Source organism: Stutzerimonas chloritidismutans AW-1, assembly GCF_000495915.1.
In the GTDB taxonomy this organism is placed as follows: domain Bacteria; phylum Pseudomonadota; class Gammaproteobacteria; order Pseudomonadales; family Pseudomonadaceae; genus Stutzerimonas; species Stutzerimonas chloritidismutans.
Genome location: NZ_AOFQ01000032.1, coordinates 38520 through 54441 on the forward strand (window position 1 = coordinate 38520; position 15922 = coordinate 54441).

16 protein-coding genes are annotated in these 15922 nt (G+C 60.8%); 3 read left to right on the plus strand and 13 right to left on the minus strand.

Annotated features, from left to right (window positions below; genetic code table 11):
* Positions 1–31: 31 nt before the first annotated feature.
* From F753_RS36075 to F753_RS36095, 5 genes are all read right to left on the minus strand, one after another.
* Positions 32–799 carry an SDR family oxidoreductase gene (locus tag F753_RS36075; RefSeq protein WP_023445295.1) on the minus strand — a complete coding sequence of 256 codons (768 nt, stop codon included), beginning with the start codon at positions 797–799 and terminating at the stop codon, positions 32–34.
* 55 nt (positions 800–854) lie between these two features.
* Complete coding sequence (locus F753_RS36080; protein WP_023445296.1) at positions 855–1922, minus strand: phosphotransferase family protein; 1068 nt, start codon at positions 1920–1922, stop codon at positions 855–857.
* Positions 1923–2140: 218 nt separating this feature from the next.
* Complete coding sequence (ltrA, locus tag F753_RS36085) at positions 2141–3562, minus strand: group II intron reverse transcriptase/maturase (protein ID WP_017517123.1); 1422 nt, start codon at positions 3560–3562, stop codon at positions 2141–2143.
* A 490-nt stretch (positions 3563–4052) separates the two neighbouring features.
* The gene (locus F753_RS36090) at positions 4053–4367 is read right to left on the minus strand and encodes an SCP2 sterol-binding domain-containing protein (protein WP_014820131.1); all 315 of its coding nucleotides are present in this window, start codon (positions 4365–4367) and stop codon (positions 4053–4055) included.
* Positions 4368–4426: 59 nt separating this feature from the next.
* The gene (locus F753_RS36095; protein WP_023445297.1) at positions 4427–5125 is read right to left on the minus strand and encodes a histidine phosphatase family protein; all 699 of its coding nucleotides are present in this window, start codon (positions 5123–5125) and stop codon (positions 4427–4429) included.
* A 179-nt stretch (positions 5126–5304) separates the two neighbouring features.
* Here F753_RS36095 and sohB point away from each other — a divergent pair, with 179 nt between their 5' ends.
* Both sohB and F753_RS36105 read left to right on the plus strand, forming a co-directional pair.
* On the plus strand, positions 5305–6327 hold the full coding sequence (gene sohB, locus F753_RS36100; protein WP_023445298.1) for a protease SohB: 1023 nt from the start codon (positions 5305–5307) through the stop codon (positions 6325–6327).
* Between the two features lie 13 nt (positions 6328–6340).
* Complete coding sequence (locus tag F753_RS36105; RefSeq protein WP_023445299.1) at positions 6341–7333, plus strand: YhdH/YhfP family quinone oxidoreductase; 993 nt, start codon at positions 6341–6343, stop codon at positions 7331–7333.
* A 267-nt stretch (positions 7334–7600) separates the two neighbouring features.
* Here F753_RS36105 and F753_RS36110 read toward each other — a convergent pair whose 3' ends face one another.
* From F753_RS36110 to F753_RS36145, 8 genes are all read right to left on the minus strand, one after another.
* Positions 7601–8101: a DUF934 domain-containing protein gene (locus F753_RS36110; protein WP_003279803.1), complete on the minus strand. Its 501-nt coding sequence runs from the start codon at positions 8099–8101 to the stop codon at positions 7601–7603.
* Positions 8085–9743, minus strand: a complete 1659-nt coding sequence (locus F753_RS36115; RefSeq protein WP_023445300.1) for a nitrite/sulfite reductase — start codon at positions 9741–9743, stop codon at positions 8085–8087. Before F753_RS36115 ends, F753_RS36110 begins: the two co-directional genes overlap by 17 nt.
* Positions 9744–10088: 345 nt before the next feature.
* A complete protein-coding gene (locus F753_RS36120; protein WP_023445301.1) occupies positions 10089–10304 on the minus strand; it encodes a DUF2970 domain-containing protein in 216 nt (71 codons plus the stop codon).
* Between the two features lie 166 nt (positions 10305–10470).
* A complete protein-coding gene (locus F753_RS36125) occupies positions 10471–11001 on the minus strand; it encodes an Hsp20/alpha crystallin family protein (protein ID WP_023445302.1) in 531 nt (176 codons plus the stop codon).
* Between the two features lie 165 nt (positions 11002–11166).
* On the minus strand, positions 11167–11616 hold the full coding sequence (locus F753_RS36130; protein ID WP_014820139.1) for a hypothetical protein: 450 nt from the start codon (positions 11614–11616) through the stop codon (positions 11167–11169).
* A gap of 24 nt (positions 11617–11640) precedes the next feature.
* Positions 11641–12957 (minus strand): leucine-rich repeat-containing protein kinase family protein, encoded by a 1317-nt coding sequence (locus F753_RS36135; protein WP_023445303.1) that lies wholly within the window; start codon positions 12955–12957, stop codon positions 11641–11643.
* An 82-nt stretch (positions 12958–13039) separates the two neighbouring features.
* Positions 13040–14080: an RNA methyltransferase gene (locus tag F753_RS36140; RefSeq protein WP_023445304.1), complete on the minus strand. Its 1041-nt coding sequence runs from the start codon at positions 14078–14080 to the stop codon at positions 13040–13042.
* 22 nt (positions 14081–14102) lie between these two features.
* On the minus strand, positions 14103–15251 hold the full coding sequence (locus F753_RS36145; protein ID WP_023445305.1) for an MFS transporter: 1149 nt from the start codon (positions 15249–15251) through the stop codon (positions 14103–14105).
* 335 nt (positions 15252–15586) lie between these two features.
* On the opposite strand from F753_RS36145, the gene F753_RS36150 reads away from it, so the two are divergent.
* Positions 15587–15886, plus strand: coding sequence for a DUF1883 domain-containing protein (locus tag F753_RS36150; protein WP_003279791.1), 300 nt, complete (start codon positions 15587–15589; stop codon positions 15884–15886).
* Positions 15887–15922 lie beyond the last annotated feature (36 nt).

Genomic DNA, 15922 nt, shown 5'->3' on the forward strand with positions numbered 1-15922 from the left:
CGCTTGGCTCCCTTTTTTGTGCGGCGAACGATCAGGCCAGATAGCCACCGTCGACGTTCAGTGACACACCGGTGGTGTAGCTGGACGCGTCGCTGGCCAAGTAGAGCACCGCACCGGCCATTTCGCTCGGCTGGGCGACCCTGCTCAACGGGATGTGCTGCAGTGCCATCTCCAGGATGGACTCGTTCTTGACCAGCGCTGAGGCGAATTTGGTATCGGTCAGGCCTGGGAGCAGCGCATTGCAGCGAATACCGAACTGCGCGCATTCCTTGGCGAAGGCCTTGGTCATGTTTATCACGGCGCCCTTGGTGATCGAGTAGATGCCCTGGAAGTTGCCGGGTGTCACACCGTTGATGGAAGCGACGTTGATGATGCTGCCGCCGCCGTGTTCGCGCATCAGCTTGCCGGCTTCGATGGACATGTAGAAGTAGCCGCGGATATTCACGTCGACGGTTTTCTGGAAGGCCGAAACATCGGTATCCAGCACGTGGCAGAACTGGGGATTGGTCGCCGCATTGTTGACCAGAATATCGAGGCGGCCGAACTGTTCGCGGATCTGGGCAAACACTGACTGGATCTGTTCCATCTCGCCGATGTGACAGGCGACCGGGGTGGCCTTGCCGCCTTCAGCGATGATCGCGTCGGCTACCGCCTGGCAGCCTTCGATCTTGCGGCTGGATACGATCACATGGGCGCCTTGCTGCGCGAGCAGTTTGGCGATGGCTTCGCCGATACCGCGGCTGGCGCCGGAAACGAAGGCGATCTTGCCGTCTAGGTCGAACAGGGTTGTCTTGGACATGGTCGTTCCTCTTTTCTTGTTCGGTCCTGTGGCGTGCCACAGGGTTTGGATAGCTTCAGAGCGTCGATTGCCCGATCACTTGCAGCGCCTTGTGTTCGAGCAACTTGTTCATGTGGATGAATGAGGCGAAACGCTGGTCCTGGGTCTGACCGTGATAGAAGCGGTAGTAGATCTGCTGAACGATTCCAGCCAGGCGAAATAGGCCATAGGTGTAGTAGAAATCGATGCAGGGAATCTCGATCCCGGCTCGTTGCGCGTAGTAATCGACGAAGCCCTGCCGGGTATGCATGCCGGGCAGATGACTCGGTTGGCGACGCATTGCCTGCATTGGCTGGGGATCAGCGGCTTCGATCCAGTAGGCCAGCGTATTGCCCAGATCCATCAGCGGATCGCCGATGGTGGTCATTTCCCAGTCCAGTACGCCGATGATCTCCATCGGGTTATCCGGGTTGAGGATGACGTTGTCGAAACGGTAGTCGTTGTGAATGATTCCCGGCTTAGGGTGATCCGCCGGCATCTTGTCCTTCAGCCAGGCCTTCACCGCCTCCCAGGCGGGCGCATCGGGAGTGATGGCGCGTTCGTAGCGCTCGCTCCAACCCTCGATCTGGCGCTTCACGTAGCCTTCCGGCTTGCCCAGGTCGCCGAGGCCGCAGGCCTGATAGTCGACATTGTGCAAGTCGACGAACTTGTCGATGAAGCTCTCGCAAAGGGCACGGGTCTGGCCTTCATCGAGGCTCAGTTCCGGCGGCAGCTCCGAGCGCAGGATGATGCCGTTGACGCGCTCCATCACGTAGAACTCCGCGCCTATCACTGAATCATCGGTGCAGTACATGTACGCCTTCGGGCAGTAGGGAAAGCCTTCGTTGAGCTGATTGAGAATGCGAAATTCGCGGCCCATGTCGTGGGCTGATTTGGCTTTGTGTCCGAAGGGAGGGCGGCGCAAGACCAGATCGCGATCGGGGTACTGCAGCAGGTAGGTCAGATTCGATGCGCCGCCGGGAAACTGGGAAATCTGCGGTGTACCGTTCAGGCCAGGGATATGCGCCTTCAAGTATTGGTCGATGATATCGACCGGCAATTCCTCGCCTGCACGGACGCGGGTGGTTTGATCTGTAAGCGCCATTGTTATCCCTTCTACTTATGTTCGGTGCCCAAGATGATTCAGTAATCTAATGCTCGAGGTCGCGTAGACCAAGCGATGCGCGCTGTTATTGGCCGGAGTGTTGCTGGTTAATCAAGCTCCCTGATTCGTCCGCGTATGAATCGCTGGATCGGGTAGGAGGCGGCCTCACGGCCGCCGTCCTCCCACACCACCGTGCGTACGGTTCCGTACACGGCGGTTCAGGCCATGCGGTTAAGCCGATTGATCGTATCCAGTATCGAGACCAGTCCAAGTCTGTCCCATAGCTTCTTCGGCAGCGCCTGATTCATATGCGGCGCTCCTGAGTTCCACCACGGGCCTCGGCCATTGAAGGCCGACTTGCAGGCACGCTCCTCGCTCAATCCCAGGCGCATCAGGTTGCGCGCCCTCGTAGAGGGCTGCTTCCATTGCCGCCAGATGACACAGCGAAGTTTGTGCCTGACCCAGCCATCCAGCTCTTCCAGTGGACGCTTGCTCTGGCTGAGCTTGAAGTAGCCTGCCCAGCCTCGCAGCACCGGGTTTACCCGCTCGATGACATTCGCCATCTTGTGGCCCCGCACCCCTCGCAGCAGTTCCCTGAGACGGTCGCGCACACGGCGCAGGCTCATGGTTGCCACTCGCAGTCTAGGCAGCGAGTGCCAACTCATCCCATACCCCAGGTAGTCGCATTTCCACGACCCAGCCACGCGACTCTTGTCCCGATTCAGTCTCAGTTTCAGACGGTGATTCAGGAACCGCTCGACACTGGCCAGCACTCGTTCGCCAGCACGCGGACTACGGACATAAATGTTCGCGTCATCGGCATAGCGCACGAAGCGATGGCCTCGCCGCTCCAACTCACGGTCGAGTTCATCGAGCAGGATGTTCGACAGCAGCGGCGAAAGCGGGCCGCCTTGCGGCGCCCCCTCCTGCCGATGGCTGACAACCCCGTCCGACATGACGCCCGCTTCGAGGTAACGGCGGATGAGTCTGAGCACCTGTTTGTCTTCGACATGGCGCTCAACACAGAACATCAGGATGTCGTGGTTGACCCGATCAAAGAACTTCTCCAGATCGAGTTCCACGCAACACCTATGACCCGCCGCCACATGGGTGCGGGCCATCTCGACAGCCTGGTGAGCGCTTCTGCCCGGACGGAAGCCGTAGCTATAGTCCGAGAACAGCGGATCGAAGATCGGCGTGAGCTGTTGCAGCAGGGCTTGCTGGATCAGGCGATCCACGACACTGGGAATGCCCAGTTGCCGCATACCGCCCTGCGGTTTGGGAATTTCGACCGCCCGCACTGCCTGGGGATGGTATTCACCTGCCAGCAGCCTGACCTTCAGGATGGGCCAATACTGTTTCACGTAGCCTGCCAAGTCGGCGACCGTCATGCCATCGGCACCCGGCGCCCCCTTGTTGCTGACCACGCGCTGATACGCACGCTTGAGATTCGCCGGTGCAAGCACCCGCTCCATCAGCGTGTCCGGCTCCGCGTTCATCCACGTCACCGACGCCGCCGATACCTCTGCGCTGTCAGGCGTCATCCTCGGCCTCTGGCCGGGACTCGGGGTGACAGTCTTCTCTTGGAGAAATTTCTGCATTTCGGTTATCGACGAGACGCTGACGCCTACTGGCGGCATGACCTGTTCGGCCCTTGATGGCGTGGTTGACCGCCACTTACTACGGCCTCGGCTGACTTCTGCACGCCCATCCCGTCGCCTCTCGACAATCGGTAGCACAATGGCAAGCGTACAGATCTCCCAGGGTAATTCGCGCGACCTTCCTGCTTATGCCTGTCGGATCTACGTCGCAGCGTTCCGTGCAAGTATCGGGCTTTGGCGATTATGGCCACCTCACCCCGCTGCGCCGCCTCATCCGCTTCCTGTTCGTCAGGCCAGCATTTTGCCTCGGGCTTCCTTCAGATTCGCAGTCGCCCGCGACACCCTTGCCTTCAGCTAACACTTCCCCTTGCCGGGTGTGTAGAGGACTTTCACCTCCAAGTCGCCAGGCTCACCACCACAGTGAACCCGACAGCGCCAGTCACGGCGCTACGCGCCATGCCTGGCGCACCATAAAAAAACCGAAGTCTGAGACTTCGGTTCCTTTGCATCTCAGCAATCAGCTTTCGCCTCAGGCTGGAAACAGTTCGCTGAGCTTCATGGCCAGCATCATGTCGCCTTCGGCGCGCAGCTTGCCGGCCATGAAGGCCTGCATGCCGTCGGTTTCGCCGCTGACGATGCCCTGCATGGTTTCGCTGTCCATGATCAGAGTGACGTTGGCGTCGCTGGAATCGCCCTGCTGCAGATCGCAGGTGCCATCCTTGACCACCAGGTAGTAGTTTTCGGCATCAGTGATGTTGAACTGGAAGACCAGATCCAGGCCGGCAGCGGCGCTGGGGTTGAACTTCGACTGCATGCCTTTGAAAGTCTCGGCGACGTTGCTCATGAGGGTTTCCTTTTTGGTCGTTATGGGTACACGCAGCTTTTGGCCGCTTGGGGCTGGGCTCATCTATGGGTGACGAGCTCCGGATTCTTCAGGAGTTGCAGGTGCGCATGGCTGTTGAACGAAGCCAGTGCGACATCCCGATCACGAAATTTCAACAGGCTGAGCGAGGTGTTGACGATCTGCCAGTTCATCTCGAACGCCTTGATCGGCGGCACGCCTATGATCAGTTGCAGCAGCGCGGTGATAGTTCCACCGGAGGTGAAGATGGCGATACGGTCGCGTTTGCCGGCTTGATCGAGAACGCGCTCCAGGCCACCACGTACACGGTCGAGAAAGTGCTGCCAGCTCTCCAGTTCGTCCTTCTCATGCTCACCGGATATCCAGCGATGCACTACATGGGTGAACAGGCGCTGAAAGTCGGCACGATGATCGGCGGCGTTGCGCAGGATGTGCATCGCATTGGGCTCCACCTGGAGCAGGTCGGGAAGATGCGCGCGGATAACCGCATCGGCGTGAAACTCATTGAAGGCAGCATCGACTTCAAGCTCAGGCTGAGCGCCTAGCCTCGCCAGCGTGGCGCGGGCGGTATTCTGCTGGCGATCCAGCTCGCCGCTCAGGCATCTATCGAAAGACACATCGAGCTGCGCCAGGTAGTCACCCAAGGCTTCGGACTGGCGATATCCCAGCGGGGACAGCACGTCGTAGTTTTCTGCGCCGAAAGACGCCTGACCATGCCTGATCAGGTAGATACTGCCCATGCTGCTGCTCCGGCCGGCACTGTTTTTCGCGAGGGTAGGGACATCGTTCAGGAGTGTCAACGATAATTCGAACGTTTGTTTGAATCGCTCGCGCTGGCTCCGCCACAGGCCCGCCGGTATGCTGGCGGCATGCCGCCGAAGGTAGTTTTTCGGCGACCGGAACTCATCGAGGGGGATACGTGGAATTTCTTGTCGACTATGCCAGCTTCCTGGCAAAGACCGTCACGTTGGTCGTGGCGATCGTGATCGTGCTCATCGCGCTGGCTTCGATGCGGCGGGGACGCAGCAAACAGAGTGGTGGGCACCTCGAGGTGCACAAGCTCAACGAATTCTACAAATCCATGCGTGAGCGCCTGGAGCAGGCCGTAATGGAGAAGGACGCGTTCAAGGCATTGCGCAAGCGCGAAGCGAAGGCGGCCAAGCAGAACAGGAAGACCGAGTCTCCAGCTCGAGTCTTCGTTCTCGATTTCGATGGCGATATTCGCGCATCTGCAGTAGACAACCTGCGCCACGAGATCACAGCATTGCTGACCATGGCGACGCCGCAGGATGAGGTGGTGTTGCGCCTGGAAAGTGGTGGCGGCATGGTCCATGGCTATGGCCTGGCTGCCTCGCAGCTGGTGCGCATTCGTGATGCCGGCGTGCCTCTGACCGTCTGTGTCGACAAGGTCGCAGCCAGCGGCGGCTACATGATGGCCTGTATCGGCAATCGCATTCTCACCGCACCGTTCGCCATCCTCGGTTCCATTGGCGTGGTGGCACAGCTGCCGAATGTGCATCGACTGCTGAAGAAGCACGATGTCGATTTCGAAGTGCTGACCGCTGGCGAGTACAAGCGCACGTTGACCGTGTTCGGCGAGAACACCGAGAAGGGCCGCGAGAAGTTCCAGGAAGACCTGGAGACGACCCACGAGCTGTTCAAGAACTTCGTCGCGCGTTACCGGCAGAACCTGTCGATAGATGACGTGGCGACAGGAGAGGTGTGGCTGGGCATTGCCGCGTTGGGCAAGCATCTGGCGGACGAACTCAAGACCAGCGATCAGTATCTCGCCGAGCGCGCTCAGGAAGCGGAACTGTTCCAGTTGCATTACATACAGAAGAAAAGCCTGCCCGAGCGCTTCGGCATGGCGGCCAGTACGGTTATGGAGCACGGCTTGCTGAAAGGCTGGAGCCGGCTGAACGAACAACGTTTTTGGCAATGACAAGGGGAACCGCATGAGCAGCTTCAAGGCACTACAAGTCAGCGAGACGACCGAGGGTCGTTTCGAAACCCGTATCGTCGAACGTACTACCGACGAGCTGCCAGCCGGTGAGGTACTCATTCGGGTGCATTACTCCTCGCTGAACTTCAAGGATGCGCTATCGGCGAGCGGCAATCGCGGCGTGACCCGCTCATTTCCCCATACGCCAGGCATCGACGCCGCGGGTGTCGTGGCTTCGTCCAGCGTCGGTGAGTTCGCCGAAGGCGATGAGGTGATTGTCACGGGCTACGACCTGGGCATGAACACCGCCGGTGGCTTCGGCCAGTACATCCGCGTTCCGGCGGCCTGGGTGATCAAACGCCCGCAGGGGCTTTCGCTGCGCGAGGCAATGATCCTCGGCACGGCCGGGCTGACCGCGGCCCTCTGCGTCGACAAGCTGGAACAGGCGGGTCTTGAGCCAGGCGAAGTGCCCGTACTGGTCACCGGCGCGACGGGTGGCGTTGGCTGCATAGCTGTGGCGCTATTGGCCAGTCTTGGCTACAAGGTTGCGGCGGTCACGGGCAAGGCTGATCAGGCGGACTTCCTTACTCGCCTGGGGGCTAGTCAGATCGTCGAGCGCGCCGCACTGCAGGCTGGTGTGGAGAAGGCGTTGCTCAAGGAACAATGGGGCGGGGCGGTGGACACCGTTGGCGGAGACATCCTGTTCAACGTGGTGAAGTCGCTACAGCGAGGTGCCAGCGTGGCCTGTTGCGGGCTTACCGCCGGGACGCATTTCCAGGCCAGTGTGCTGCCGTTCATTCTTCGCGGCGTGAATCTGCTGGGTGTTGATTCGGTGGAGATCCCGCTGGTAGTCAAGGCTTCCATGTGGGACAAGCTATCGCTGCAGTGGAAGCTGGCCAATCTGGACGACCTCTCGCAGGAGGTCGGGCTGGAGGAGTTACCGACGGCGATCGAGCGCATTCTGGCCGGCGGCCAGGTGGGTCGAGTGCTGGTCCGCGTGGACTGAATTCCACGTGCCGGCTTATCGCCGCGATAGTGGCAATGAATTTCCTCGGTAGGGTTAATTGGCGGAATATAGCGCCACTCCTGATCGCAACCGAGGAAATGGTTCATGAAGAAGCTTGCCGAAAAGATCAAACAGATCGCAGCCGGAAAAAAGGCCGATGTAGTTACCACGCCGGTCGAACACCCCAACTTCTGGATGTATCAATGAAGCAATGAAAAGCCCGCCAATAGGCGGGCTTTTCATTTGTCGCAATCGACCGGGCTGGTATCAACCCTGGCGACGGCGGAACAGCGGGCGCTCATCGTCGGCAGCGGCCTGATAGGTCACCGAAAAGTCCTTCAAGCCTTCCAGCGCGTCGACCGGGTCCCGATCGGCGCGAATGGCGAACGCATCGAAGCCGCAGCGACGCATGTAGAACAGCTGGTCCCGCAGCACATCGCCGATGGCGCGGATCTCGCCTTTGTAGCCGTAGCGCTCGCGCAAAAGGCGGGCACTGGAGTAGTGGCGGCCGTCGGTGAAGCTGGGGAAATTCAGCGCGATGACCTGGAAGTGCGCCAGGTCGTCTGCGATGTCCTCGACCTGCTCGTTGGCATCGAGCCAGACCCCGAGGCCGCCGTCGCGGGCTTTCAGCGCATGGGCATGGTCCAGCCAGAGATGCAGCGGCACGATCAGATCGTCGCTGTTGCACAGGTCGTCGAGCGTCTGTTCCTTGGGCAGCAGGTGCCAGGTCTCGTCGACCAGTTGATCGTTCTTAATGATTCGCTGCATAGACGCGCTCCTTGAAGGGATCAATGCCGATGCGGCGGTAAGTGTCGATGAACTGTTCATCTTCGGTACGCTGCTCCACGTAAACGTTGATGATCTTTTCGATCACATCTGGCATCGAGTCCTGGGCGAAGGATGGGCCGAGGATCTGGCCGAGGCTCGCGTCACGGCCGGAACTGCCGCCCAGCGAAACCTGGTAGAACTCCGCGCCCTTCTTGTCCACGCCCAGAATGCCAATATGGCCGACATGGTGGTGACCGCAGGCGTTCATGCAGCCTGAGATGTTCAGGTCGATGTTGCCCAGGTCGAACAGGTAATCGAGGTTATCGAAGCGACGCTGGATGGATTCGGCGATTGGGATCGACTTGGCGTTGGCCAGCGAGCAGAAGTCGCCGCCAGGGCAGCAGATGATGTCGGTCAGCAGGCCGATGTTCGGCGTGGCCAGACCCAATTCGCGCAGTTCATGCCACAGCTCGAACAGCTTGGCCTGCTCGACATCGGCCAGAATCATGTTCTGCTCGTGGGAGTTGCGCACCTCGCCGAAGCTGTAGCGATCGGCCAGATCGGCGATGGCATCGAGCTGCTTGTCGGTGACGTCGCCGGGCGCCACGCCAGTACTCTTCAGCGAGAGGGTGACTGCCGCGTAGCCGGGCTTCTTGTGTGCGACCACGTTGCGCTGGCGCCAGCGGGCAAAGCCTGGATGCTCTGCGTCCAGCTGGGCGAGCGCAGCGCTCTGGTCTTCCAGGGCTTTGTACTCCGGATCGACGAAAAACTTGCTGACACGCTGAACTTCAGCTTCGGTCAGCGTCGTCGGGCCGTCCTTGAGATGCGCCCATTCGGCATCGACGCGCTCGGCAAACACTTCTGGCGTGAGCGCCTTGACCAGAATCTTGATGCGTGCCTTGAACTTGTTGTCACGACGGCCATAGCGGTTATAGACCCGCAGGATGGCGTCGAGATAGCTCAACAGGTGCTGCCAAGGCAGAAATTCGTTGATGAAGCTGCCGACGATTGGGGTCCGCCCGAGGCCGCCGCCGACCGAAACACGGAAGCCCAGGTCGCCGGCCTCGTTCTTCACCGCTTCCAGGCCGATATCGTGCACCTCGATGGCGGCCCGGTCGCTGACCGCGCCGTTGACGGCGATCTTGAACTTGCGCGGCAGGAAGGCGAATTCGGGGTGGAAGGTCGACCACTGGCGAATGATCTCGCACCACGGGCGGGGATCGATCAGCTCGTCCTTGGCGACACCGGCGAACTGGTCGGTGGTGGTGTTGCGGATGCAATTGCCGCTGGTCTGGATGGCGTGCATCTGCACGGTGGCCAGCTCGGCAAGAATTTCCGGCACGTCTTCCAGCTCGGGCCAATTGAACTGCACGTTGGTCCGGGTACTGATGTGCGCGTATCCCTTGTCGTAATGACGTGCGATCTCGGCCAGCTTGCGTACCTGGGTGGAGGACAGCAGCCCGTAAGGCACGGCTACGCGCAGCATCGGCGCGTAGCGCTGGATGTACAGGCCATTCTGCAGACGCAGCGGGCGGAATTCTTCATCAGCGAGTTCGCCAGCCAGGAAGCGGCGAGTCTGGTCGCGGAACTGCCGGACCCGATCCTCGATGATGTGTTGGTCGTACTGATCGTAAACGTACATAAATGTCCTGTTTTCAGGCTGTCTACAGCATTCGCGCGCACGGCCGCGCACCCATTAAGGGAGGGCGGCACGATACCAGCTCGTGGTTATACGCAAAAGTGATGTTTGGGAATATGTTTAGAACCAAACCAAGCGAAATGGGCTTATAACCCGCTGCCCTTGAGCAACGCACAACAGTGGTCTTAACTGCCTCAAAGAAGCTGTCGATATCATCGAACCGCTAGAGGAGAACTTCCGTGAGAAACGAACAGCGCGACAGTGTGGTGGACGCCGCGGCTATCTTCAGTCTGATCATGCTAGCGGTGGGCACCGCGATCTTCTGGGTCAGCCATCAGTAGTAAAAGCTCAGCTCCCAACCAGATAGAGCACCAGTTTCACCAACCCCAAGATCACCAGCACGAACAGAACGGTGAAACCCACGCCGAGAATGATGAAGTGGCTGGGTTTTCCATGGCTGAAATCCCGGGCCCTGTTCTTGCCGCTCTGTACGCCCAATGCCGCAGCCAGAACGCTGCTCAGCATTTCGCGAAGCGTCAGAGTCTTTTCCTGATCGTCTTTCATTGGTGTCTCGGACATGACTGCCTCCAATCGCGGCTTCTCCGGAGTCTAGTCGTACAAAGGCATTGCCAGCGCAAAGACTTGATGCGGTAAAGAGAGCCGAGCGAGGCGAGCGCACAGGCTATTTTTGAAATACAGGACCGGCTGTACTACAAACCGGTCCGTCGCATTACTCTGCCTTGATGGAGATTTTCTTCGTGTTGTCGGCGGTGCCCGGCTGCTTGGGCAATGACAGACGCAATACACCCTTGCCGAACGTGGCGTCGATCTTGTCACGGTCTACGCCTTCGGGCAGCGCGAAACTGCGTTGGAAGCTGCCGTAGGATCTTTCGGATAGGTGGTAGCCGTCGCGTTCCTCCTTATGATCCTGGCGTTTTTCACCCTTTATGATCAGGCTGTTGCCAGCCAGCTTTACCTCCACATCCTTCTCATCCAGTCCGGGCAGTTCGGCTGTGATCTCGAACGAGTTTTCCTTCTCTACAACGTCCATCGCCGGCATCCGATTGGGGCCACCCTGCCACAGGGGCGAGGTTTCCAGACCATGGCGGCTGAAGGGTAGATGCCAGGGACGTTCAAAGTCGTCGAAGAGCCGATCCACCTGTCGGCGCAGGGTGTCGAAGGGTCGCCAGGGCTCCTGAGACGCCGAAGGCACGTTTTTCTCGTTCGTACTGACTGAAGGCTTTTTCGAAGTATCGTTCATTTCGCAAGCTCCTCATTAGCTAGGGAAGTTCAAAGAAGGACTTTGCTCTGCCAGCTGCAGGACTGCGGATTGAAGCGGATCAACCAATACCCCGTTATCTGTGCGTCATTTAGAGTAGTGCAGGGCTCTGGTCTGCGCACGGTCAGATGGAGCGTTTGGAGACACTCAGATGCTCTCCTTCAGCCAATCCCAAAGCCCTAGCGAGAAGCCCGGGAAAAGATTGATCCCCAGCGCTGACTTGAGCACGTACAGGATCACCAGCCCTACCAATGCAGAAAACAGCAGGAACAAGGTCGCCAATGCAGCCTTGGCCATCAGCGAGAGATTTTGCTGGGGACGCGTCAGGTTTCGCTTGTTGCGACCGGCGACGATCGCGAAGTAATAGCGGTCGCGCCACACCTTCACCGTACCGCGCAGATCGACGCGGTGCTTGACCCATGACCGTGCGCCGAACACCCCACGCAGGGCATCGAGCTGCTCTTCGCTGAAGGATTCACGCAAGTGCTCGGGCAGGCGCTGTTTCAAACCACGGATGAACGGGTCCTGATCGACCGCCGCATCCGAGTAGGGTTTAGGGTAGGGCGTATGTTCTTCGTCTGCTTTGGGTGAGTTCATTGCGGGGTCGCTCCGGAAAGCGCGTCAGAGCGCGGCGAGAGTGGTGTGCAACTGACTGAAGTTTGGACGGCCTTCTGGCTGCGCTGACATGCACTGCTTCTGTAGCTCGAACAGAGTGTGCCGATGCGAATCGTTTTCGAGGTCTGGGCAGCGTTGCAGCAACTCTTCCAGCAGACAACCGAAAGCGCGCGATTCGATGCGTTGCAGCGCTTGGCCAGTGGCACTGTCTGGCTCGAAGAACGAGGCAGCTCCGAAATCGCTGAGCAGGCATTCGCCCGTTGGGTCGACCAGCAGATTATGGGCGTACAGATCGCCATGCAGGATGCCGCGCTGATGCAGGTGAGCGACCGCCGAGGCGGTGCCGCGGGCGATGCGCAGCGCCTGCTCCACGGTGAAGGTTCGATCCTCGGCGTAGCAATCGCGTGTGCAACTGACCAGCGACGGCGGACCAGCCAGTGGCTGGAAGGCCGGCTCGACCAGATCCATCAGCAGGCCCGGCGTTTGGCCCGGCTGATCGGCCAGCGGCCCGGCAACGTCTATAAGGTTCCGATGGGCGCCAGCGGATACGCAGGCTGCCATCTCGCTGTGGGGCAGGCCGTCGCTGGTGACATGGCCCTTGAACAGCTTGGCGGCCATTTGCTTGGGCGACTGTCCGCTCGGCTGCCATGCGGCACGGTAGATGATGCCCGACGCACCCTGGCCCAGTTGCTCGTGCAGGACGACCTGTTCGCGCGGGATCGCCGGTAGCGAATGACGAGCGAGGCTCATCGCTTCGCTGGTGTCGCTGAAGGGGTTGCCGGCAGCGGCCAGCCAGCTGAGTCGCGGCAGTGTCAGCAGCCAGTCGGGCAGCGCTGGCAGGCGGTTGGCGGCGATGCGCAGCAATTCCAGGTTGACGCAATTGGCCAGCGTATCCGGCAACGAAGACAGCTGGTTGCCAGCGAGCATCAGTTTCTGCAAGTGGCGGCAATTGCCAATCTCGTCAGGCAATGCCTGCAGCTGGTTGTCGGTGAGGATCAGCCAGCGCAACGCCGGCGGCAACGCGGCGCCAGGCAGATGGCGGATCTGGTTGGCCTTGAAGCCGATCATCTCCAGCTGCTCGCAGTCGCCGAGGCAGCCCGGCACCTCGGTGAAGAGGTTGTCCGAGCAGAATAGAATGCGCAGCTTGCGCAGGCGGGACAGGTCGGACGGCAGGCTGTTGAGTCGGTTGCCGGAGAGATTCAGTACTTCCAGCGTATCGGCGAGAGCGAAGATCGCCTCCGGAAAATGCTGCAGGTCGACCGAGAGATCGAGACGGCGGATTCCTGTCAGTTCACCACGTTCCAGTTGTTCCAATGTATGCATGCGGCTTGCGCTTTCCTTGCTGTATGAGGCCGGGCGGGCCATCAATCGTATTGCGCTGGGACAGTGACTGCTGCTTGCGGGTTCAGGCCCCGCGATCAACGCGTCGCTTGCGATCGAGCACCTGCTCGGCCCGGGCGCGGAGCTGGCCGCAACCGCCATCGATGTCCTGGCCGGCCGAGTTGCGTACCTTGGTCAACACGCCGCGGCTGTGCAGATAACGCACGATCTGCACGATGCGCTCGCCATCGGGACGCTGATATTCGTCATCTTCCAGACTGTTGTAGGGGATCAGATTCATCACCGCGTACTTGCCCTTGAGCAAGCGCAGGATGCCATCCATCTCATCCTGGTTGTCGTTGATGCCCTTGAGCAGTGTCCACTGGTACTGGATCGGGAATCCGGTCGCGCGGGCGTAGGTTTCGCCGAGGTCGACCAGTTCGTCTGGTGCGATCTGTGGCGCCCGCGGCAGCAGGGCCTGACGCAGCGCCGCATCGGTGCTGTGCAGGGACAGGGCCAGCGCCGGCTTGACCCGCTGCTGCGGCAGGCGCTCGAACACGCGCATGTCGCCGACGGTGGAGAACACCAGATTCTTGTGGCCGATGCCGCCGTCCGTGCCAAGCAGGTCGATGGCCTCGAGGACGTTGTCGAGATTGTGCGCGGGCTCGCCCATGCCCATGAACACCACCTTCTTCACCGGGCGGAAGCGTCGGGCGAGGGCAACCTGGGCGACGATTTCGGCACTGCCCAGCTGACGCAGCAGTCCGCTCTTGCCGGTCATGCAGAACACGCAGCCCACCGCGCAGCCGACCTGGCTGGACACGCACAGCCCGTCGCGCGGCAGCAGGACGCTTTCCACCATCTGCCCATCGGCCAGCTCCACCAGCAGGCGCGCCGAACCGTCGGCCGCCGGGTGTTCGGAACGCAGCCGCGCCAGTCCGTCGATCTCGGCGCTCAGCGCCGGCAGCCCTGCGCGCACGCTCAGCGGCAGGAAGTCCTCGGCCTGTTGCTGGCGCCGGCCGACATCGAGCGGCAGGCCCTTGAGCCAGGCACGGGTCATTCGCCCGATATGATGGGGCTTGGCGCCGATGTCGGCGAGGCGTTGCTGCAGGTCTGGGATTCGCATAGGGCGCGCATTCTATCCGGGGTCACGCGGTGAAGCGACGGCAGAACGGCACGATGCCGACCAGCAGGACGGCGAGCAGCGCGAAGGCCATGCCCAGCGAGCTGAAATGCGCGACCACGCCCATCATGGCCGGGCCGGCGAGGACTCCGGCGAAACCGATGGTGGTCGCCACGGTAACGGCCAGCTGCACCGGCATGCCGTCCTGCCGGCTCAGGGATGAAATCAGCACCGGCGAGACGTTGGCGCAGCCCAGCCCGCACAATCCGTAGCCGATCAGCGCCACGGCCCAGTGCTCGGCGGCCAGGCTCAGGCCGATGCCGAACGCAGCGAGCAACCCGCCAAAGGCGATGACGCGGGCCGTGCCGAGTGCATTTACCAGCGGGCCGCCAGCGAAGCGCGCGATGGTCACCATGAGGGCGAAGGCTGCGTAACCCAGGCCGCCTTTGGCCACTTCGAGGCCTTTCTCACCGGTCAGGTAAAGCGCGCTCCAGTCCAGCACGGCGCCTTCGGCCAGATAGACGACAAAGCACATCAGGCCTACGAGCAGCACCACGCCTGTGGGCCGCACGAATGCGAAGCCGCCGCCCGGCGCACGATTGGGCAGAAAGCCGCGAGCCAGGCCGAGATTCGCCGCAACGATCAGCCCGATCATCAGAAAGCTGCCGATCTCCGGTGCCAGACCGAGGGTCAGCAAGCCCGTGAGCATCAGTGCGCCGCTGATGGCGCCGAGGCTGTACATGCCGTGGAAGTTCGACATCAGCCGGCGGCCGACCGCGGTCTCCACCAGCACCGCCTGAATGTTCATGATCACGTCGATGACGCCCAGGCTGCCGCCGAAGCAGAACAGTGACAGGGCCAGCAACAGCATCGAGTCGGTCAGGGCCATGCCGGACAGCGCCAACGCCAATAGCACGACGCTGCACAGCTGCACCGGGCGGATGCCCCAGCGGCTTACCAGCACGCCGGACAGTGGCATCCAGGTCAGCGAGCCGACGCCGATGCAGAGCAGCAAAAGGCCGAACACTGCATCGGTCATCTCGATGCGTTCGCGTACATAGGGCACCAGCGGCGCCCAGACGGACAGGCCGAAGCCGGCCATGAAAAAACCGCAGCGGGTTGCGTTGCGCACGATAGGGGCGTCGATCTGAACGGTGTTACGGACCGCAAGCATGGGCGGCATTCCTCGATGAACTGGGTTGGCGATGGGTTGAGTGCGCGGCGAGCCGCGTTTCACCACAGGGCCAGCAATCCGGTATCGAAGAGAAACAGCAGTCGGCTTCCCGCGGGCAGGCTTGAATGAAGAGCAGGGGAGTGACGTGCTGGACATGGAAGGAGGGTAGCTGTTGGATAGGTACACAGAGGATACACAACCCGCGCTACTGAACAACCCGCGCGCAGGCCTGGCACGATGGTGCGCCTCCCGCGTGGTTCACAACCGGTCCGATTCGACGGGTGCGCATGCTATCGTTGGCCGCTTTGCCGCCACGTGCGCTGTCGGAGCAGTCGATGAAGTTCATACACCAGCGCGAGCATCTCAACGAGGACGACATCGTCGTCATCGAATGCTCGCAGACCTGCAACATCCGCCTGATGAACGATGCCAATTTCCGCAGTTTCAAGAACGGCGGTCGGCACACCTACCATGGTGGGGCGTTCGATAAATTCCCGGCGAAAATCGTCGTGCCGAGTACCGGCTTCTGGAACATCACCATCGATACGGTCACCCGGCGCCCCATCAGCGTGACGCGCAAACCGAACCTCAGTCACTCGATCAGGGTCATTCGACGGTCCCCCTCGCGTCTGTAATCGTCCCATGGGCTGCGAGACAATTCACAGGGAGCG

Excerpts from the sequence above, each read along its gene's own strand:
- F753_RS36075 (WP_023445295.1), bottom strand. The coding sequence starts at position 799 with ATGTCCAAGACAACCCTGTTCGACCTAGACGGCAAGATCGCCTTCGTT.
- F753_RS36080 (WP_023445296.1), bottom strand. The coding sequence starts at position 1,922 with ATGGCGCTTACAGATCAAACCACCCGCGTCCGTGCAGGCGAGGAATTG.
- ltrA (WP_017517123.1), bottom strand. The coding sequence starts at position 3,562 with ATGCCGCCAGTAGGCGTCAGCGTCTCGTCGATAACCGAAATGCAGAAA.
- F753_RS36090 (WP_014820131.1), bottom strand. The coding sequence starts at position 4,367 with ATGAGCAACGTCGCCGAGACTTTCAAAGGCATGCAGTCGAAGTTCAAC.
- F753_RS36095 (WP_023445297.1), bottom strand. The coding sequence starts at position 5,125 with ATGGGCAGTATCTACCTGATCAGGCATGGTCAGGCGTCTTTCGGCGCA.
- F753_RS36105 (WP_023445299.1), top strand. The coding sequence starts at position 6,341 with ATGAGCAGCTTCAAGGCACTACAAGTCAGCGAGACGACCGAGGGTCGT.
- F753_RS36110 (WP_003279803.1), bottom strand. The coding sequence starts at position 8,101 with ATGCAGCGAATCATTAAGAACGATCAACTGGTCGACGAGACCTGGCAC.
- F753_RS36115 (WP_023445300.1), bottom strand. The coding sequence starts at position 9,743 with ATGTACGTTTACGATCAGTACGACCAACACATCATCGAGGATCGGGTC.
- F753_RS36120 (WP_023445301.1), bottom strand. The coding sequence starts at position 10,304 with ATGAAAGACGATCAGGAAAAGACTCTGACGCTTCGCGAAATGCTGAGC.
- F753_RS36125 (WP_023445302.1), bottom strand. The coding sequence starts at position 11,001 with ATGAACGATACTTCGAAAAAGCCTTCAGTCAGTACGAACGAGAAAAAC.
- F753_RS36130 (WP_014820139.1), bottom strand. The coding sequence starts at position 11,616 with ATGAACTCACCCAAAGCAGACGAAGAACATACGCCCTACCCTAAACCC.
- F753_RS36135 (WP_023445303.1), bottom strand. The coding sequence starts at position 12,957 with ATGCATACATTGGAACAACTGGAACGTGGTGAACTGACAGGAATCCGC.
- F753_RS36140 (WP_023445304.1), bottom strand. The coding sequence starts at position 14,080 with ATGCGAATCCCAGACCTGCAGCAACGCCTCGCCGACATCGGCGCCAAG.
- F753_RS36145 (WP_023445305.1), bottom strand. The coding sequence starts at position 15,251 with ATGCTTGCGGTCCGTAACACCGTTCAGATCGACGCCCCTATCGTGCGC.
- F753_RS36150 (WP_003279791.1), top strand. The coding sequence starts at position 15,587 with ATGAAGTTCATACACCAGCGCGAGCATCTCAACGAGGACGACATCGTC.